15 protein-coding genes and 1 pseudogene are annotated in these 16,845 nt (G+C 71.1%); 8 read left to right on the plus strand and 8 right to left on the minus strand.

Annotated elements, in window-relative coordinates; genetic code table 11:
- Positions 1-142: 142 nt before the first annotated feature.
- Positions 143-1,621 carry a carboxylesterase family protein gene (locus tag AB0D14_RS42110; RefSeq protein ID WP_362790004.1) on the plus strand — a complete coding sequence of 493 codons (1,479 nt, stop codon included), beginning with the start codon at positions 143-145 and terminating at the stop codon, positions 1,619-1,621.
- Here AB0D14_RS42110 and AB0D14_RS42115 read toward each other — a convergent pair.
- Complete coding sequence (locus tag AB0D14_RS42115; RefSeq protein WP_362789966.1) at positions 1,578-3,296, minus strand: PucR family transcriptional regulator ligand-binding domain-containing protein; 1,719 nt, start codon at positions 3,294-3,296, stop codon at positions 1,578-1,580. The genes AB0D14_RS42110 and AB0D14_RS42115 overlap by 44 nt on opposite strands.
- Positions 3,297-3,522: 226 nt before the next feature.
- Between AB0D14_RS42115 and AB0D14_RS42120 the strand changes: the two genes are divergently transcribed.
- The 3 genes from AB0D14_RS42120 (at position 3,523) to AB0D14_RS42130 (ending at position 6,902) form a co-directional block, all read left to right on the plus strand.
- A complete protein-coding gene (locus AB0D14_RS42120) occupies positions 3,523-4,791 on the plus strand; it encodes an aminotransferase class III-fold pyridoxal phosphate-dependent enzyme (RefSeq protein ID WP_362789969.1) in 1,269 nt (422 codons plus the stop codon).
- A gap of 96 nt (positions 4,792-4,887) precedes the next feature.
- The gene (locus tag AB0D14_RS42125; RefSeq protein ID WP_362789972.1) at positions 4,888-6,327 is read left to right on the plus strand and encodes an NAD-dependent succinate-semialdehyde dehydrogenase; all 1,440 of its coding nucleotides are present in this window, start codon (positions 4,888-4,890) and stop codon (positions 6,325-6,327) included.
- Between the two features lie 107 nt (positions 6,328-6,434).
- Positions 6,435-6,902, plus strand: a complete 468-nt coding sequence (locus AB0D14_RS42130; protein ID WP_362789975.1) for a DUF5990 family protein — start codon at positions 6,435-6,437, stop codon at positions 6,900-6,902.
- Between the two features lie 145 nt (positions 6,903-7,047).
- Here AB0D14_RS42130 and AB0D14_RS42135 read toward each other — a convergent pair whose 3' ends face one another.
- On the minus strand, positions 7,048-7,287 hold the full coding sequence (locus tag AB0D14_RS42135) for a hypothetical protein (protein ID WP_362789977.1): 240 nt from the start codon (positions 7,285-7,287) through the stop codon (positions 7,048-7,050).
- A 9-nt stretch (positions 7,288-7,296) separates the two neighbouring features.
- Complete coding sequence (locus AB0D14_RS42140) at positions 7,297-8,172, minus strand: methyltransferase domain-containing protein (protein ID WP_362789979.1); 876 nt, start codon at positions 8,170-8,172, stop codon at positions 7,297-7,299.
- A gap of 74 nt (positions 8,173-8,246) precedes the next feature.
- Between AB0D14_RS42140 and AB0D14_RS42145 the strand changes: the two genes are divergently transcribed.
- A complete protein-coding gene (locus AB0D14_RS42145; protein WP_362789982.1) occupies positions 8,247-8,681 on the plus strand; it encodes a helix-turn-helix domain-containing protein in 435 nt (144 codons plus the stop codon).
- 252 nt (positions 8,682-8,933) lie between these two features.
- A complete protein-coding gene (locus tag AB0D14_RS42150; RefSeq protein WP_362789985.1) occupies positions 8,934-9,344 on the plus strand; it encodes an STAS domain-containing protein in 411 nt (136 codons plus the stop codon).
- 249 nt (positions 9,345-9,593) lie between these two features.
- Here the strand turns inward: AB0D14_RS42150 and AB0D14_RS42155 are convergent, their stop codons facing one another.
- From AB0D14_RS42155 to AB0D14_RS42175, 5 genes and pseudogenes are all read right to left on the minus strand, one after another.
- Positions 9,594-10,403, minus strand: coding sequence for a methyltransferase domain-containing protein (locus AB0D14_RS42155; RefSeq protein WP_362789988.1), 810 nt, complete (start codon positions 10,401-10,403; stop codon positions 9,594-9,596).
- 32 nt (positions 10,404-10,435) lie between these two features.
- A pseudogene (locus tag AB0D14_RS42160) lies at positions 10,436-10,531 on the minus strand (glycosyltransferase); the annotation flags it as partial.
- Between the two features lie 170 nt (positions 10,532-10,701).
- On the minus strand, positions 10,702-11,703 hold the full coding sequence (locus AB0D14_RS42165; RefSeq protein WP_362789990.1) for an NAD-dependent epimerase/dehydratase family protein: 1,002 nt from the start codon (positions 11,701-11,703) through the stop codon (positions 10,702-10,704).
- 128 nt (positions 11,704-11,831) lie between these two features.
- Positions 11,832-13,598, minus strand: a complete 1,767-nt coding sequence (locus AB0D14_RS42170) for an FAD-dependent oxidoreductase (RefSeq protein WP_362789992.1) — start codon at positions 13,596-13,598, stop codon at positions 11,832-11,834.
- Between the two features lie 321 nt (positions 13,599-13,919).
- Complete coding sequence (locus AB0D14_RS42175) at positions 13,920-14,927, minus strand: WYL domain-containing protein (RefSeq protein WP_362789995.1); 1,008 nt, start codon at positions 14,925-14,927, stop codon at positions 13,920-13,922.
- Positions 14,928-15,060: 133 nt separating this feature from the next.
- Here AB0D14_RS42175 and AB0D14_RS42180 point away from each other — a divergent pair, with 133 nt between their 5' ends.
- On the plus strand, positions 15,061-15,639 hold the full coding sequence (locus tag AB0D14_RS42180) for a DinB family protein (RefSeq protein ID WP_362790007.1): 579 nt from the start codon (positions 15,061-15,063) through the stop codon (positions 15,637-15,639).
- A 5-nt stretch (positions 15,640-15,644) separates the two neighbouring features.
- Entirely contained in the window at positions 15,645-16,742 is a 1,098-nt protein-coding gene (locus AB0D14_RS42185; protein ID WP_362789997.1) for a winged helix DNA-binding domain-containing protein, read from the plus strand.
- Positions 16,743-16,845: the final 103 nt, after the last annotated feature.

Below are 16,845 nucleotides of genomic sequence, written 5' to 3' on the forward strand. Positions count from 1 at the left end.
GACTCCGGTCGGCCGGCTCCGACCGATCGACTCCGACCCGGCCGGCTCCGGTCGGCCGGCTCTGAGATCCGGTTGGCCCGCAGCACATGCCCCACACCACGCGGCAGACAGGGAAACCGAGTTGTCATCCTCCGCCCCCGACATCGACACCACCTCCGGCACGGTCCGCGGCCGTCGCCACGCGTACGGCACCACGTTCCTCGGTGTGCCCTATGCGGGCGCCCCCACAGGAGTTCACCGTTTCGCCCCGCCACGACCGCACGCGTCCTGGAACGGCGTCCGGGACGCCGTCTCGCAGGGTCCCACCGCGCCCCAGCCCCGGCGTGACAGCTTCGGTGCCCTCGACATGTCCCCGTACTTCGGTCCGGGCTGGATCCACGGGGACGACTACCTGACACTCAACATCTGGGCCCCCGAGGCACGGCACAGTCCGGCCCCGGTCATGGTCTTCGTGCACGGCGGCGGTTTCGTCGCCGGATCCGCCAACTGCGCGCTCTACGACGGCGCGGCCTTCGCTCGTGACGGCGTCGTTCTCGTCACCGTGAACCACCGCCTCGGCATACCCGGCTTCCTGCCCCTGAACGACGCGCCCGACAACCGCGGCATGCTGGACGTCCTCGCCGCGCTGCGCTGGGTCCAGGACAACATCGCCGCGTTCGGCGGCGACCCCGTCAACGTCACCCTCTTCGGCCAGTCCGCCGGTGCCATCCTCGTCACCGGCATCCTGGCGGACCCCGCCGCACGGGGACTCGTACACCGGGCGATCGTCCAGAGCGGCACCGGCACCGGCGCGTTCACTACCGAGCAGGCCCAGCGAGTCACCGAGGCGGTCGGAACACAGCTTCGACTCCGGCCCACAGCACGGGACATGGCCGACATCCCCGACGAGACACTCGTCGAGATCACGCGGCAGCTGGGCGCGGTGGACCTGCGTACCGAGGACGCCTTCCACCCCCTCGGCGGCATCACGCCCTTCAGCCTCGTCCTCGACCGGCAGCCGGCCGACGGCATCGCCGCCGGGAGCGGGCCCGACGTGGACCTGCTCGTCGGCTCGAACACCCAGGAGGCCAACCTCTACCTCGCCCCGCACGGCCAGTTGTCCGACACCGGCCAGGAGGACCTGCTCCGCGCCGCCGCGCGGTCGCACCCGCGCCCCGCCGAACTCGTCGAGGAGTACCGGGCCGGGCGCCCCGGAGCCGCCAACTCCGCACTGCTCTCGGCGATCGTCGGCGACGCCCTTTTCGGAAACGGCACGTGCCGCACGGCCACCGCTCACGCGACGTACCGCTCCGCCAGGACATTCCGGTACGAGTTCGCCTGGCAGTCCAACGCTCTCGGAGGGAAACTCGGCGCCGCCCACACCGTCGAGCTGCCCTTCGTCTTCGACAACGTCCAACTCCCCGGCCTTCACGGTCCGCAGGCACTGCTCGGCACCGCCGCCCCACCCGCCGACCTCGCACGGCGGATGCACGAGACATGGATCCGTTTCGCCACGACCGGCAACCCGGGATGGGCTCCCTACGAACCAGCGCACCGTCGGTCCATGCGCATCGCCGACACCTGGAAGGTCGCACGGGTCAGGTCGTCCGCCCCTTGTCTCTCAGGACGTCAAGAGTCGTGAGAGCCACGTGCAGTTCGGTGCGTCGTTCGCCGGACTCGAGGTCGCAGTCGAGCAGTCGCTCGATGGTGCGCAGGCGCTGGTAGACGGTCTCGCGCGACAGACCGCCGAGCCTGGCGGCGGTGGTCTTGTTACCGGCCGCCTCCAGGTAGCGGCGCAGGGTCGTCAGGAGATCGGCGCCGTGCCGGGTGTCATGGTCGATGAGGCGGCCGAGTTGCCGTTCGGCGTACTCCTGGACGCGGGTGTCCTCGTGCAGCGCGTACAGGAGGCGGCGCAGGCCGAGGTCGGACAGTTCGTGGTACGACCTGCCCGCGGGGAGGGACTGGCCGGGGCGGGTGGCCTCGGCCACCCGGGCCGCCTCTCGGAAGGAACGGGCGGCATGCGAGAGGTCCGTGACCTCGGAACCGGTGCATACGACCGCGTGCGGGTCCAGTTCCAGCGCGGTGCGGCTCAGCTGTTCGACCGCGGGCCGCCAGGGCTGGGAGGGGCGCAGGGCCAGCAGGATGCCGAGCCGGGCGGGCGCCAGCGTGCCGACCAGCGCGGGCACGCCCGTCGTCCTGAGTTCCCGGGACAGGCGGGTCTCCAGACCGGTGTCGTCGTTGGGCGCCCGGACGTCCGCCAGGACCGCGAGGACCGCCAGGAACACGTTGCCCTCGGTGGGCAGGCCCAGCGCGGCGAGGCGCGCGCGGGCGTCCGCGGGGGAACGGTGACGCTGCTCGGCGAGGTCGCGCAGGACGCTTCGCTGCGCCGTGCGCTCCCAGGGTGTGGCGTGGATGAGGCGGGCGATCGTGAGGGCCATCGCCGTTCTCTCCAGGACGGTGACGTCCTCCGGCACGAACGCCGCCGGGACGGTGGACACGTACGCCGCCGGGACGGTGGAGGGCGGCGGGGCGGTCGGGGGCGGGAGCATGGCCACGCGGCCCCAGCGTTCCCCCTGGTACTCCACGGGTGCCACGAGCCAGCCCTCCGGACCGCCCACCTCCGTGTCGTCGCCCGCGGGAGTCGCCCTGGAGCGCTGTTCCCAGCCCGTCAGGGCCTCGTCCACCGTGCCGCCGGACGGTTCGCAGATCAGCGCCTGGTGCACCAGGTTCTCCAGGACGACCGTGTGGCCGCTCATCTCCGCCGCCGCGCGGACGACGTCCTCGGGGCCGGCACCGCGCAGCGTCAGGGCGGTGAACGCCTCGTGGACGCGCTGGGTCCGGCGCACGGCATCCGCCTGGTTGCCGAGGATGAGCGTGTGGACGACCTGGGTGACCTCCAGGAAGTTGACGTCCTTGGCCAGGGTGACGAGCGGCAGGCCACGGGTTCGGCACGCCTGGATGAGCGGGCCGGGCGGGCGGTGGTAGCGGCGTACGAGTTCGATGACCAGGGCCGCGGCTCCGACGTCGGCGAGTTCGTCGACGTAACGGCGTACGCCCACCGGGTCCTCGGGCAGGGGCATGCCGGTGGTCAGGACCAGTTCGCCGCCCTTGAGGAAGGAGGCGGGGTCCGTCAGCTCGGTGATGTGGACCCAGCGCACCGGCCGGTCCAGGTGGGTCACACCGGTGACCACCTCCGGCCGTCCCGCGGCCAGGACCGGAAGGGCCAGGACATCGGCGACGGTGAGCACGCGGCCCGCGGGAGCGGTGCCCAGCTCTTCGGCCCCGCAGGAGCGGGGCGGTTCGGCGTACTCGCTCATGGTGCGTCCCTGCCCATCCGGACACTGTGCCAAGCGCGGCTGACCTGCGCGCGGGTGGGCCGACGGCCGCCGCCGCGGTCACCGGAGGCGCGCCGGGCCACGGCCGGTTGACACAACGTCCGAACCCCGCCACCCCGTTGGACAGATCACGCGTTGTCGTCCGCCGTCCTGGCCGCGATGCTCGCAATGCCGGAGCAGACCGCAACGCATGGGCCGGGAGACGAACATGACCGCACTGTCGCCGCACCTTCGCCAGGCCACCCCCGTGGTGGCGGTCCGGGGCGAGGGCGTCCACCTCTTCGGTGAGGACGGCCGCCGCTACCTGGACTTCACCGCGGGCATCGGTGTCACCAGCACCGGGCACTGCCACCCGAGGGTGGTCGAAGCCGCCCAGGAACAGGTGGGCAGGCTCGTCCACGGCCAGTACACGACGGTCATGCACCAGCCGCTGCGGCAGCTCGTCGACCGGCTCGGCGAGGTGCTGCCCGCCGGACTCGACAGCCTGTTCTTCACCAACTCCGGCAGCGAGGCGGTGGAGGCCGCGCTGCGGCTGGCCCGGCAGGCCACCGGCCGCCCGAACGTACTGGTCTGCCACGGCGGATTCCACGGCCGGACGGTGGCCGCCGCCGCCATGACGACGTCCGGCACCCGCTTCCGTTCCGGCTTCTCGCCGCTGATGAGCGGCGTTGTCGTCACCCCGTTCCCGACGGCCTACCGGTACGGCTGGGACGAGGAGACCGCCACCCGCTTCGCCCTCCAGGAGCTCGACTACACGCTCCAGACCATCTCCTCGCCCGCCGACACGGCTGCCGTCATCGTCGAACCGGTGCTGGGCGAGGGCGGTTACGTACCCGCCACCCGCGCCTTCATGGAAGGGCTGCGCGAACGGGCCGACCGGCACGGATTCCTGCTGATCCTGGACGAGGTGCAGACGGGTGTGGGCCGTACCGGCAGGTTCTGGGGGCACGACCACTGCGGTGTCACGCCCGACATCCTGATCACTGCGAAGGGGCTGGCCAGCGGGTTCCCGCTGTCCGGTATCGCCGCCTCCGAGGAGTTGATGAGCAAGGCGTGGCCCGGTTCGCAGGGCGGCACCTACGGCGCCAACGCGGTGGCCTGCGCCGCGGCCTGCGCCACCCTCGACGTCGTACGGGACGAGAAGCTCGTCGAGAACTCCGAGGCGATGGGGGCACGCCTGCGTCAGGGCCTGGAAGCGGTGGCCGCCCGGACGCCGGCCATCGGGGACGTACGCGGCCTCGGGCTGATGCTCGCCAGCGAGTTCGTCCACGAGGACGGCAGCCCCGACCCCGAGACCGCCGCCCGCGTGCAGCGCGCCGCCGTCGACGAGGGCCTGCTCCTGCTGCTCTGCGGGGCCTGGAACCAGGTCGTACGCATGATTCCGGCGCTCGTGATCGACGGGACGGCGGTCGACGAGGGCCTCCAGGCGTGGGCGTCGGCGGTGGAGGCCGGTACATCGGGAACCGCCGGCCGATGACGGGCGCTCCCGCGCCCCCGCCCGTACGGCCGCCCGGCTCGACCCCGCCGCCGATGCCGCCAATTCCGCAGATCAGGATCAGGCAGGAGTGACACCATGACCGACACACCGACCCAGCTGTTCATCGGCGGCGCCTGGGTGGACGCCGCGGACGGCGCCACCATGCCCGTCGACGACCCCGCGACCGGTGAGATCCTCTGCCATGTCGCCGACGCGGGCCTGAAGGAAGCCAGGCTCGCGGAGGACGCGGCCGTGCGGGCACAGGAAGCATGGGCCCGTACGGCGCCCCGGGCACGCAGCGAGATCCTGCGCCGCGCCCACGAGATCATCCTCGAACGGACCGACGAGCTGGCGCGTCTGATGACCTCCGAGATGGGCAAGCCGCTCGCCGAGGCCAGGGGAGAGGTCGCGTACGCCGCCGAGTTCTTCCGGTGGTTCTCCGAGGAGGCCGTACGCATCGACGGGGGGTACGGCACGCTGCCCGACGGGCGGAACCGCATGATGCTCTCCCGCCGCCCGGTCGGGCCGTGCCTGCTGATCACACCGTGGAACTTCCCGCTGGCCATGGGCGCCCGCAAGGTCGGCCCGGCTGTCGCGGCGGGCTGCACGATGGTGCTCAAACCCGCCCCGCAGACACCGCTGTCCAGCCTCGCGCTGGCCGGGATTCTCAAGGAGGCCGGGCTGCCGGACGGCGTCCTCAACGTCGTCACCACCTCCCGTGCCGGACAGGTCTGTGAGCCGCTGCTGCGCGGCGGGCGCATCCGCAAACTGTCCTTCACCGGTTCCACGCAGGTCGGGCGGCTGCTGCTCGCGCAGTGCGCGGACGCCGTCGTGCGAACGTCCATGGAGCTGGGGGGCAACGCGCCCTTCATCGTCTTCGACGACGCCGACCTGGAGACGGCCGTGGACGGCGCGATGACCGCCAAGATGCGCAACATGGGGGAGGCGTGCACCGCCGCCAACCGTTTCTTCGTGCACCGGTCGGTGGCGGAGGAGTTCGGGCAGCGGCTCGCCCGGCGGATGGGGGAGCTCGTCGTGGGGCCCGGCACGCGCGACGGGGTCGACGTGGGCCCGCTGATCGACGCCACGGGTCGCGCCAAGGTCGAGGACCTCGTCGCCGACGCGGTGGAGCGCGGCGCCCGGGTGCTCGTCGGCGGCCGTACCCCCGAGGGCCCGGGGTGTTTCTACCCGCCGACCGTGCTCGCCGACGTCGACACCGGCAGCCGTCTGATGGACACGGAGATCTTCGGCCCGGTCGCCGCGATCCTCGTCTTCGACGACGAGGACGAGGTCGTCCGCCGGGCCAACGACACCCCCTGGGGGCTCGTCGGTTACGTCTTCACCGAGGGCCTGGCCCGCGCTCTTCGGGTCAGCGAACGTCTGGAGGTGGGCATGGTCGGCCTCAACACCGGACTCGTCTCGAACCCCGCCGCCCCCTTCGGCGGCGTCAAGCAGTCCGGCCTCGGCCGCGAGGGAGGCAGGGTGGGAATCGACGAGTTCCTGGACTACCAGTACCTGGCGATCCCGGTGACCTGACACGCACCCGATCCCGGTGACCTGAACGCACCCGAGGGGCTGCACCACCCGAGGGCAGCCGCACCCCGGAGGGGGCGGCCACCGCCAGCGGCGGCATGATGGCCCCCATGCGTATCCGTATCGACGCCGTCGACCTGCCCGGCCTCACCCACCCGGCCCCCGCCGGCGGCAAGGTCCCGGAGTACGGCAACCTGCACGTCGCCGTGCAACGCCGCGATCGTCCGGGCGAGCTGCTCGAACCCCACCCCGGGGACGCCAAGTCGGCGACCTGGACCCTGGAGTGCACCGCGACGGTGACGCCGGCCGGCACCGACGTGCAGGGCCCCTACGTACAGGACCGGCTGGGCCGGCGGTTCATCTATCTGTCCTGGGGCACGGTCGACGAGGCGGGCGTCTTCACGATGTTCCGGCGCGCCAAGCTCATGCTCGACATGGTCCCCGCCGACGTGCTCGCCGAGGCCGCCGACCAGGGTCTTCTGGTGGCACGCCTCGGCTTGACCGACGCCCAGGGCGGGCCGCTGTGCGCACGGATCATTCCCCCACACGTCACCTGGACCGCCGAACGCGACATTTGAGGGAGCCCGTACGAGGTCCAGGGGGCTCCGAAGCCCGTCGTCGCGAAGGTCGCCTGATCGCGGGACGTGGTGCCGTCGGTGATCCACCAGTGCGTGGGGTACTCGCCGTAGAGGCCGAACAAGGTGTCGGCCGCCCAGTTGAGGATCAGTTCGTCCTTGCCGTCGTCGTCGAAGTCCGCGGCCCCCGCGGGCCGGGCATGCCGCCACTTCGCGGGCGGCCGGGGTACATCGCGAGCGCCCCGTCCACCTCGGGCGCCTCGGTCTCGAAGCCCGGTTCGTCGTTGCGGCCGCCGTCGTCCCCGATGGCCACATCACGCATCGTCCTGACTCCCACGGGTGGGACGACTGTTGCCCAGATGTAGATCTGCGGATCTGTGGATCTCACCGGCATCCTTCAGCACGCCCGGGCACCGACCGTCCAGCAGGCGGCGGTGAAGCGGAACTCCGCACCCTGCAGGAACGGGTCGAACGCGGCGCGGACCGTTTCGATGACGTGCGCACGGGTCCGCTCGTCCGCTTCGCGCAGGACCAGGCCGAGCGGACCGAGCCGGGTGAAGTAAGGGACCAGCTCGCTCTCGGGCAGTGCGCAGGCCACATCGACCGGCCGGATGTCGACGCCGGTCCAGCCACTCTCCTCCAGAATGCGGCGGACCCTGTCCGGATCCGCGAAGGCGAACTGCCCCGGCTCGTCCGGATGGCGGGCGGGCAGGTCCGGCATGAACGGTGCCGCGGCGCGTTCGGCCGTCGTCATGAACGGATTCTCCGCGGAGCTCCGCCACGTGACGAACCTGAGCGCGGCGTCGTCGCTGACGGCGCGCCGCAGGTTGGCGAAAGCTTGGACGGAGTCCTTGAAGAACATGACACCGAAGCGCGAGATCACCATGTCGAAGGCGCCGGGCTCGAAGACGTGGTCCTGCGCGTCGGCGAGGACGAAGGAAGCCTGCGCGCCCTCCCCTTCGGCGCGCGTCCGGGCGGCCGTGACCATCGGCTCGGAAAGGTCGATGCCGACGCAGCGTGCCTGCCCGCCGGGTCCCTGCACGTCAACCCGCTGCGCGCCGAGCTGCCGCGCGACGGCCAGTGTCGTGCTGCCGGTACCGCAGCCGACGTCGAGCACGCGGCGCCCGTGTTCGGCGACGACCGCTTCGACGAGAAGGTCTTCGAATGGCCTGAGCAACTCGTCGAGTACTGTCCTGGCCTCGACCCAGGCATGGCCGGCGGACCCGTTCCAGCGGGCCGTCTGCTCGTTGTCGTTGCTGTGCGTGATGCCCATGATCGTCTCCTGTGCTTGCCGTGACCGGGCTGGGATGACACCGTGCTACTTCAAGTCGACTTGAGGTCAAGAGGATGACGCAACTGGACATCGCCGAGGTGACGCACCGCGCCGGGGTCCCCGCCTCGACCCTGCGGTTCTACGAGGAGAAGGGCCTGATCGCCCCGATCGGCAGGCGAGGTCTGCGCCGGCAGTACGATCCCGCCGTGCTGGAACGCCTGGCGCTGATCGCGTTGGGACGCACCGCCGGTTTCTCGCTCGACGAGATCGCGCGCATGGTGGTCGCGCCGGACGGCCTGCCGCGCATCGACCGGCAGATGCTGGCCGCCAGAGCGGACGAGCTGGACAGGACGATCCGGGAACTCGGTGTCCTGCGTGACTCGCTGCGGCACGCCGCGGCCTGCCCCGCGCCGAGCCACGTGGAGTGTCCGACCTTCCGCCGCCTCCTTGAGGCCGCGGCGGCCGGGGCTGTCAAAACGCCTCGTAAGACAGCTCCGAGGTCACCGTGAGACACCTCGAAGGGTGTGCTTTCCGTAGTCTCCGATCAACGAAGAGTTTCGCCCCGCCCCCTTGCCCGCCCGAATGCGGGGCACACGCACGCAGAACGGGTGTCGCGTCGTACGACGCCCGTAGCACCGGAGCCGGGCGGCGCGTGAGGGCACCCGGCGGGATCGCACCCAGCGGTTTCTTGATCCGGACGAGTGCCGACGTACGGGAGTTGCTGGGAACGAGCCTCCGTGCGATGACCGGAGGGAGGTGTGATGTCCACGCAGACCCACCGCCTGACCATCACCGAGCTGACCGACAGCGATCACTGCGCGGTGCTGCGGATCAGTGGCGAACTCGACCAGAGTTGTGAGGAGTACTTCCTGGGCACCCTCGCTGCCATCGTCGATGCCGAGCGTCGGCACCTGGTACTCGATGTGACAGCTCTTGTCTTCTGCGACTCACGCGGGCTGAACTGCCTGCTCGCGATCCGATGGCTGCTCAGGCGCCTGGACGGCAAGCTCATTCTGGCCGGAGCGGGGCGCCGGCTCTCGGAGCTGCTCGTACAGACCGGCAGTACGGAGCTGTTGCCCGTCCGGTACACGGTCGGCCTGGCCCTGCTGGACCTGCCGGCGGACCAGCGTCCTGCCTGGCCTCCCACCCCTGACCGGGGCGAGGACGAGTGACGGACCGGCTGTCACCCGTCGGGCGGGCACAAAGACGCCGGACCCGCCACTACGGGGGGAAGTGACGGGTCCGGCTGAAGTACAACCTGCCACACCCACGCGCGAAAATCGCGGTTCTTCGCCCGGTCGACGAGGAAAAGAACGGTGAACGATCACCGGCTGGGACCCTTCGGCACGCGCATCGGGCGCCAAAGGGGCAGGTGGGGGACATGGGGCAGGGCGAACAGGTAGGCGGGGCGGGAGCGGCCCTCAGCGGTCAGGTGGACCGGCGGTACCGGACGGTGACCGGGTGGACGGCTTCCTGACCCGCTGGCTGCTGATCACGGACGTTCTCTTTGCCGGTTCGGCGCTCCTTCTCCTGTTGCGGTCGTTGCGGATGCTGCGGCTGCGCAGGGCGACGAAGGATCGTCCACCGGCCGTCCACTGATCGACGGCTGTCCAGCCCGCGCGCGTCGCGTACCGGATGAGGGCGAGTGTCCCGATCCGGGCCCAGGGAAACGGCGTCCCGGGGGCGCCGTGCGCGTCCGTGATGTGGACGCGCACGCGCTCGTCGATGTCCACCGGCACGGTCTCGGCGATCAGCAGCCCGTTCGGGACCAGCAGGTGGGTCAGCCGGGTGAGGAGCGCGTGCGGGTCACCGCCGATGCCGACGTTGCCGTCGACGAGGAGTGTGGTGTCCCAGCGGCCCTCGGCGGGGAGCGGCTCGAAGACGGAGCGGCGCAGGGCGGGACCGCCCAGCCGGGTGGTCCGGCTGACGGCCGCCGCGCTGACGTCGATGCCGAGGACACGTCGGCCCTGTCCGGCGAGCTCCGCGACCAGCCGTCCCGGGCCGCAGCCGATGTCGAGTACGGAACCCTCGCACCGGCCCAGGATCTCCAGGTCCACCGCGTCGGCGCGGGCACACCAGCGTTCCACCTCCAACGGCAGCAGCCAGCCGTCGGCCCGGCGCAGGAACAGCGGCCCCTGTCCGGTACGCAGCGCGCGGGTGTAAGGGTCGGCGGTGGACCACGCGGGGTGGGCCGTCGGCGGGGCGAGATCGTCGACGGCGGGTTGGCTCACGGATCGGTTCATCGGCCGGTGACCGCCGTGGGCCGGGCGAGGAACCAGGGCAGGGCCTCGGCCTCGTTCAGGCATGGGAGGACCACATCGACGGAGGGAGGAGTTGGAGGGGTTGTCACGTCATTCACCCTACGAAGACAAAATACACATATGGGATATCGGATCCTTACGAAACGCGGACGTCCAGGTCCGAGGGCGGCACGGCCTGCAGCGCGGTGCGAGGCTTGGCGCATGCACCAGCCGTACGAAAGCCGTACGAACAGACACTGCAGCTTGAAGGGCCGGTCTCACTCACCTCTCACTCACCGCGCAGACGCGCCACCGCGAACTCCCGCATGCCCTCCTCGAATCGGACCTCGGGCTTCCAGCCCAGCTCGGTCCGCAACCGGGACGAGTCCGCGGTGATGTGCCGTACATCCCCCAGGCGGTACTCGCCGGTCACCACGGGATCCGGCCCACCGTGCGCGGTGGCCAGTGCCCAGGCCATCTCGCCGACCGTGTGCGGCTCTCCGCTGCCGGTGTTGTACGCCGTCAGCCCGCCACCGGCAGCGTCCGCTTCCAGCGCCGCCACATTGGCCGCCGCCACGTCCCGTACATGCACGAAGTCCCGACGCTGACCGCCGTCCTCGAAGACACGGGGAGCCGCGCCGCGGGCGAGCGCGGAGCGGAAGAAGGACGCCACGCCGGCGTACGGGGTGTCGCGGGGCATCCCGGGCCCGTACACATTGTGGTACCGCAACGACACCGCCGTACCGTCCGTCGACCGCGCCCACGCGGCGGCCAGATGCTCCTGCGCGAGCTTGGTCGTCGCGTACACGTTGCGCGGGTCGGCCGGAGCGTCCTCGCCGACCAGATCGGAAACCAGGTCCGCGTCGCAGGACGGACACGTCGGCTCGAACCGCCCCGCCGCCAGAGCTGCGGCGGACCGCGGCCCGGGCCGCACCACACCGTGCCGCGCGCAGGAGTACCGGCCCTCCCCGTACACCACCATCGACCCCGCCAGCACGAGCCGCCGCACGCCTGCCTCGGCCATCGCCGCCAGCAGCACGGCGGTACCGAGGTCGTTGTGCGAGACGTACTCCGCCGCGTCGGCCACTCCTTTGCCCAGACCGACCATCGCCGCCTGGTGGCAGACCGCGTCGACGTCTGCCAGGGCGAGCGAGACCGCGCCGCGGTCCCGGACGTCACCGCCCGCCTCTCCTCGTACGTCGAACACCACGGGCTCGTGCCCGCCCGCCCGCAACGCTTCGACCACATGGGACCCGATGAACCCGGCACCGCCGGTGACCAGTACACGCATGTGCCGAACCCTAGGTCCGGCACCGTGCCCCGGCGCAGGGCACACACGTCACGTCACCGGTCCGTAAGAGGTCACGTACCGGACGCGGCCGTCCGGCATCGGCTGACGCCAGCCAATGCCGGACGATGTCAGCCGACGTCAAAGAGGTTCGGCAGCCGGAGGAGGTAGCGGGTGCGGTCGTGGCGTTTGAGGGGCTCGAACTCGGGAGCCCGGTACAGCGGAGTGACAACGCACCGGGCGGCGGCCGAACCGACCTGTTCCAGCAGGGCGTTGACGGCCTGCCGGGCGGAGGTGTTGGCGCCCTCCATGGTGGCCAGATCGATGGGTACGGCCACGTAGTCGCCGGCCAGGAAGAGGTTGGGGATCTTCGTGGCCGACCGGGGGCGGTGGTGGAAGGTCCCGGTGGGATGGATGAGCAACTGTTCGTCGTTCACCGGGTTCGGGGTGCCGAGGCCGTCGACGGCCGGGTCGAGGAACCAGGAGTGCAGCACGGAGTCCTTGAGGACCGTACGGCCGCTGTCGTTGAGCGCCGCCTGCAACTGCGCCCACACCTCACGGGCGACTTCGGTGCGGGTGCACTGCTTGGCCGTCTTGCCGTACAGGATGCCCGGCCGGTCCCACTCGGAGACGTCCACCGACAGACAGTCAGCGACCGTGCCGTCGCCGAAGTCGGCGGGAAAGTCATGGCCCGGCCAGTGCTGGGCCTGGGCGATGGCGGTCAGCGACCAGGGGGAGTCGATGAGGTCGAGGTGGCCGTGCAGAATCGGCGTACGTTCCGTCAGATAGAACTGGATGCCGGTCATCCAGTCCGTCTCCAGCAGGTCGCACTCGGCGAGTTGGGGGTCGGCGGCGCGCACGGCGGAGTTCCAGGTGCGGCGGGCGTGCTCGACGGGCATGGCGGAGATGTAGTGGTCGGCGGTGACGGTCCGGCGGACACCCTCCGGGCCCTCCATGACGGCCCCGGCGATCCGGCCCGCCGCCAGGGGCAGGTTCTGTACGGTCCAGCCGACCTTGAACTCGACCCCGAGGGACTTCAGATACGTCACCCAGGGGTCGATCCACGCCTCGTTGGTGGGCGCGTTGAGGATCCGGTCCAGGGGCCCGTCCGCGCCCCGCCCGAGGAGGTTGAAGGCGAAGGCCTCCAGCAGGGTGCCCACCGTACGGGTGCTGGCCTCCTCCGCCTTGGTGGCCACGATGTTGCGGGTGATACCGATGGCGAGAATGCGCTGGTAGTCGTACGACATCCGTCCCGCACGTACGAACTCCCACCACGGGACCTGTTCCCAGGCCTCGTCGCGGCGTTCGTCGCAACTGGTGAGGAAGACGAGGAAGCGGTTGGCGAAGTAGAGAGCCTCGTGGAGGGGGAGGTTGAAGGCGGTGTCCAGGACCGAGGTGAGGGCACGGCGGAGCTCGTCGGGGGTGAGTTCGGCCGGGGTGTTGCCGGGCCAGAGAAGGGGGATCCGGATGTCCTCGCGGCCGCCGGAACGGGCGAACAGCATCTCCTTGGGGGCGACGAGGTTGTCGTGGACACCGTTGGGGTTGCCGGCGAACGGGATGCGCCGCATGGTGTCGGGCAGGTTGTGGTAGATGCCCGGGATGAAACGGAAGCCGTGCTCCCCGGGCAGCGGCCCGCGGCCACCCGTGCCGCTCCCCGGCACGTCCATGCTGCGGGCCTTGCCGCCCAGCGCCTTGCGTTCGTAGACCGTGACCTGGAAGCCGCGTTCGGCGAGTTCGTGCGCGGCCGTGAGCCCGGCGACGCCCCCGCCCAGTACGGCCACGGTCTGTGGGGCGGTGCCCGAGCGCGCTGAGGCCTCTTGGGCGGCGCCCAGGGCGACTCCGCCGCCGGCCGCGACCGCGGCCGTCCCCAGGAATCCTCTGCGTGTGGTGCCGCTCATCGCTGCCCCCTGCCGCCGGCGATCATTGGCGCACGAGAATATGAGCGACACACCGATCCCGGAAGGCAGCCGACGGAACCCGGGCCACTTTGGCTTGATGCCGCATCACCTCGACTTGAGTGCGAAACGACAACTGCGTCTCATCAGGACGAGTCCTGCGCTGTCTCCCGAGGAAACGGGGGCGCCGCTCCTCAACGACCTCGGAGAGGTCATAGGCCTGCTCTCCGTGAGCGGTCACAGCCCTGCCGCTCACGGCAGCTTCGGGTTGGCCGTCGATGGGCTGACTCCGGTGATGGCACAGGCGGGCCATCACCGATTCGGTTAGGACCTGTCCGGTCGATCGCCCGCGGCAGCGGCGTAGCGGCGGGCCAAGTGCGCGAACGCGTCCTTCAGTTCGGCCGGGCCGACCACCTCGATGTCGGCGTCGAACCTGCCGATGGAGGCAGCCAGGCCCGCCCATGACCACGAGCCCAGGGTGAGCCGGCAACGGTTCGGGCCGAGTTCCTCGACGGCCCCGTCGCGCGCGAAACGGGACACGGCGTGGGCGGGCAGGTCGAGGATCACGACACCGCGGCAGGGCCAGCCGAAGTCGTCGGAACCCCGGAACCTGGCTGTTACGAAAGCGGCCACGTCACCTCCTGGCAGTTCGCGCGGAGTGAAGCGGGGTCCTACAGGGATGCGCGGGGTGATCCGGTCGGCTCGGAAGGTCCGCCAGTCCTCACGGTCCAGGTCCCATGCGACGAGGTACCAGCGCCTGCCCCAGGTGATGAGGTGGTGGGGCTGCACCTTGCGCGGTGGTGTCAGGGCGGGGGCGCTGTCGCCGGTGCCCGGCAGGTGGGATGCCGGGGCGTAGTCGAAGCGCAGCACCTCGCGGTCGTGGACGGCGGCACTGAGGGCCATGAGCACGCTGCTGTCGAGCTGTGGTTCCGGTCGGGGCGCGGGCCGCTCGACGGCGGTGACCTGAAAGGTGTCGATCCGGCGGCGCAGCCGTGCGGGCATGACCTGCCGCACGGTGTTCAGCGCGCGCAGCGAGGCCTCTTCGATGCCGGCACCGGCGGTGCCGGCGATCTGAAGGGCGACGGCGAGGGCCACTGCCTGCTCGTCGTCGAACAGCAGCGGCGGCAACTCCGTACCGGCGTCCAGGCGGTACCCGCCGTCGGGCCCCTTGAAGGCCACGATGGGATAGCCGAGCTCGCGCAGACGGTCGACGTCACGGCGCACGGTGCGCGGACTGATGTCCAGCCGCTCGGCCAACAACGCCCCGGACCAGTCGCGGCGCGTCTGGAGCAGCGAGAGCAGCGACAGCAAGCGCGCGGATGTTTTCGGCATGGCCCCATGCTGCCCCGAGTAGCGGACACAACCTGACCGCTTCCTCTGCGACTGTCATCTCGTGCCCGACAACGACAACGAGCACGACGACAACGAGCACGACGACAACAACGGCCAGAAGGATCTGATCACTGTGACCGCCACGACCACACCCCGTCCCGCTCTCGACGCCGAGCGGACCGACCTGCTCGCCGAGCTGGCGACCGCTCGGTCCGCCCTCACCACCGCGGCACGCGGGCTCAGCGACGAGCAGGCCGGCACGAACCCGACGGTCAGCGCACTGAGCCTGGGCGGGCTGATCAAGCATGTCGCGTCCATGGAGGAAGGCTGGATGCGCTTCGTGGTCGAGGGCCCGTCGGCGATGAGTTTCGACCTGCCCGACGGCGTCACCTGGGCCGACTTCGCGGCTGGTACGGCACGCGAGATACCGCAGTGGGCGATCGACCACCAGAACAACTTCCGCATGCTGCCCGGCGAGACACTGGCCGGGATCCTCCAGCGTTACGAGCAGGTCGCTGCCCAGAGTGAGAAGACCATCGCCGCCCTTCCCGATCTGTCGACGACGCACCCGCTGCCGGCGGCGCCCTGGTACGAGCCGGGGACGGAGCACAGCGCGCGCCGGGTGCTGATGCATGTCATCGCCGAGACCGCCCAGCATGCCGGGCACGCGGACATCCTGCGCGAGTCGCTCGACGGTCAGAAAGCAACCTGAACGGCATGACGGTTCTCGGCGCCCGGGCGCTCAACCGTGCGACGCTGGCCCGGCAGTTGCTGCTGGACCGCGCCGGCCTCCCGGTGTTCGACGCGGTCGCGCATCTCGGCGGTCTGCAGGCGCAGGAACCCCAGGAACCGTTCGTCGGGCTCTGGTCCCGGCTGCGGGCGTTCGACCCGTCGGCGCTGTCGGGCCTGCTCACCGGACGGAGCGTGGTGAGGACCCACCTGATGCGCCGCACCGTCCACCTCGTCACCGCCGACGACGCTCTGGCCTGGCGGGCCCGCCACACCGCCATGCTGCGTCAACGGGTACTGGGAACCTACCGTCGCGAACTCACCGGGGTCGACCTGGACGAGCTCGCGGCGGCGGGCCGGGCGGTCATGGCCGACGGCGTGCCCCGCTCGATGAGCGAGCTCGCACGGGCGCTCGCCGCGCGCTGGCCCGACCCGGGACCACGGGCACTCGGCGAGATGCTGGTCGCCGCCCTCGTCCCGATGGCGCAGCTCCCGCCGCGCGGGCTCTGGCGTACGAGAGCAGGAGTACGCAATGTCATGCTCTCCTCCTGGCTCGGGCGCGAGATCGACCCGCCGGACCCGGACGGCTCCGATCCGGTGGGCCAGGCGCTGGTCCGGCGGTATCTGGCCGCGTTCGGCCCCGCCGCCTCGGCCGATCTGCGGGCCTGGTGCGGCCTCGCGGGTCTGCCTGCCGCGGTCACCGCGGTACGTGGGCAGCTCATCGCCTTCCGCGACGAGCGGGGCCGGGAACTGCTGGACCTGCCCGGCGCACCGCGCCCCGACCCCGATACGCCCGCCCCGGTACGGTTCCTGCCGGCGTTCGACAACGTGATCCTCGGTTACCACGACCGCGCCCGGATCATCGACGACGATCACCGTGGCCTGTCGGTCGCCGGTGCGCGCGTTGTCCTCGTCGACGGCCGCGTCGCCGCGACCTGGACCGTCGAGGACGGCACCGTGACGGTCACCCCACTGAGCGGCTTCACCCGGACCGACCGCACCGCCGTGGCCGAGCAGGGGCAGGCGCTGGCCCTGTTCCTCTCGGACAACGACAGCGACCGTATCCGGATCGCCACGCCGCTCTGACACAGGCTCTGAGCGGGGCAGCGGGGCAGCGGGTCTTCAGTGCTTCAGTGCTTCAGTGCTTCAGTGACGGCAGGGGCGGGTTCGGCGCCGACTGCGCCGAACC

The organism is Streptomyces sp. NPDC048484, from assembly GCF_040651415.1.
In the GTDB taxonomy this organism is placed as follows: Bacteria; Actinomycetota; Actinomycetes; order Streptomycetales; family Streptomycetaceae; genus Streptomyces.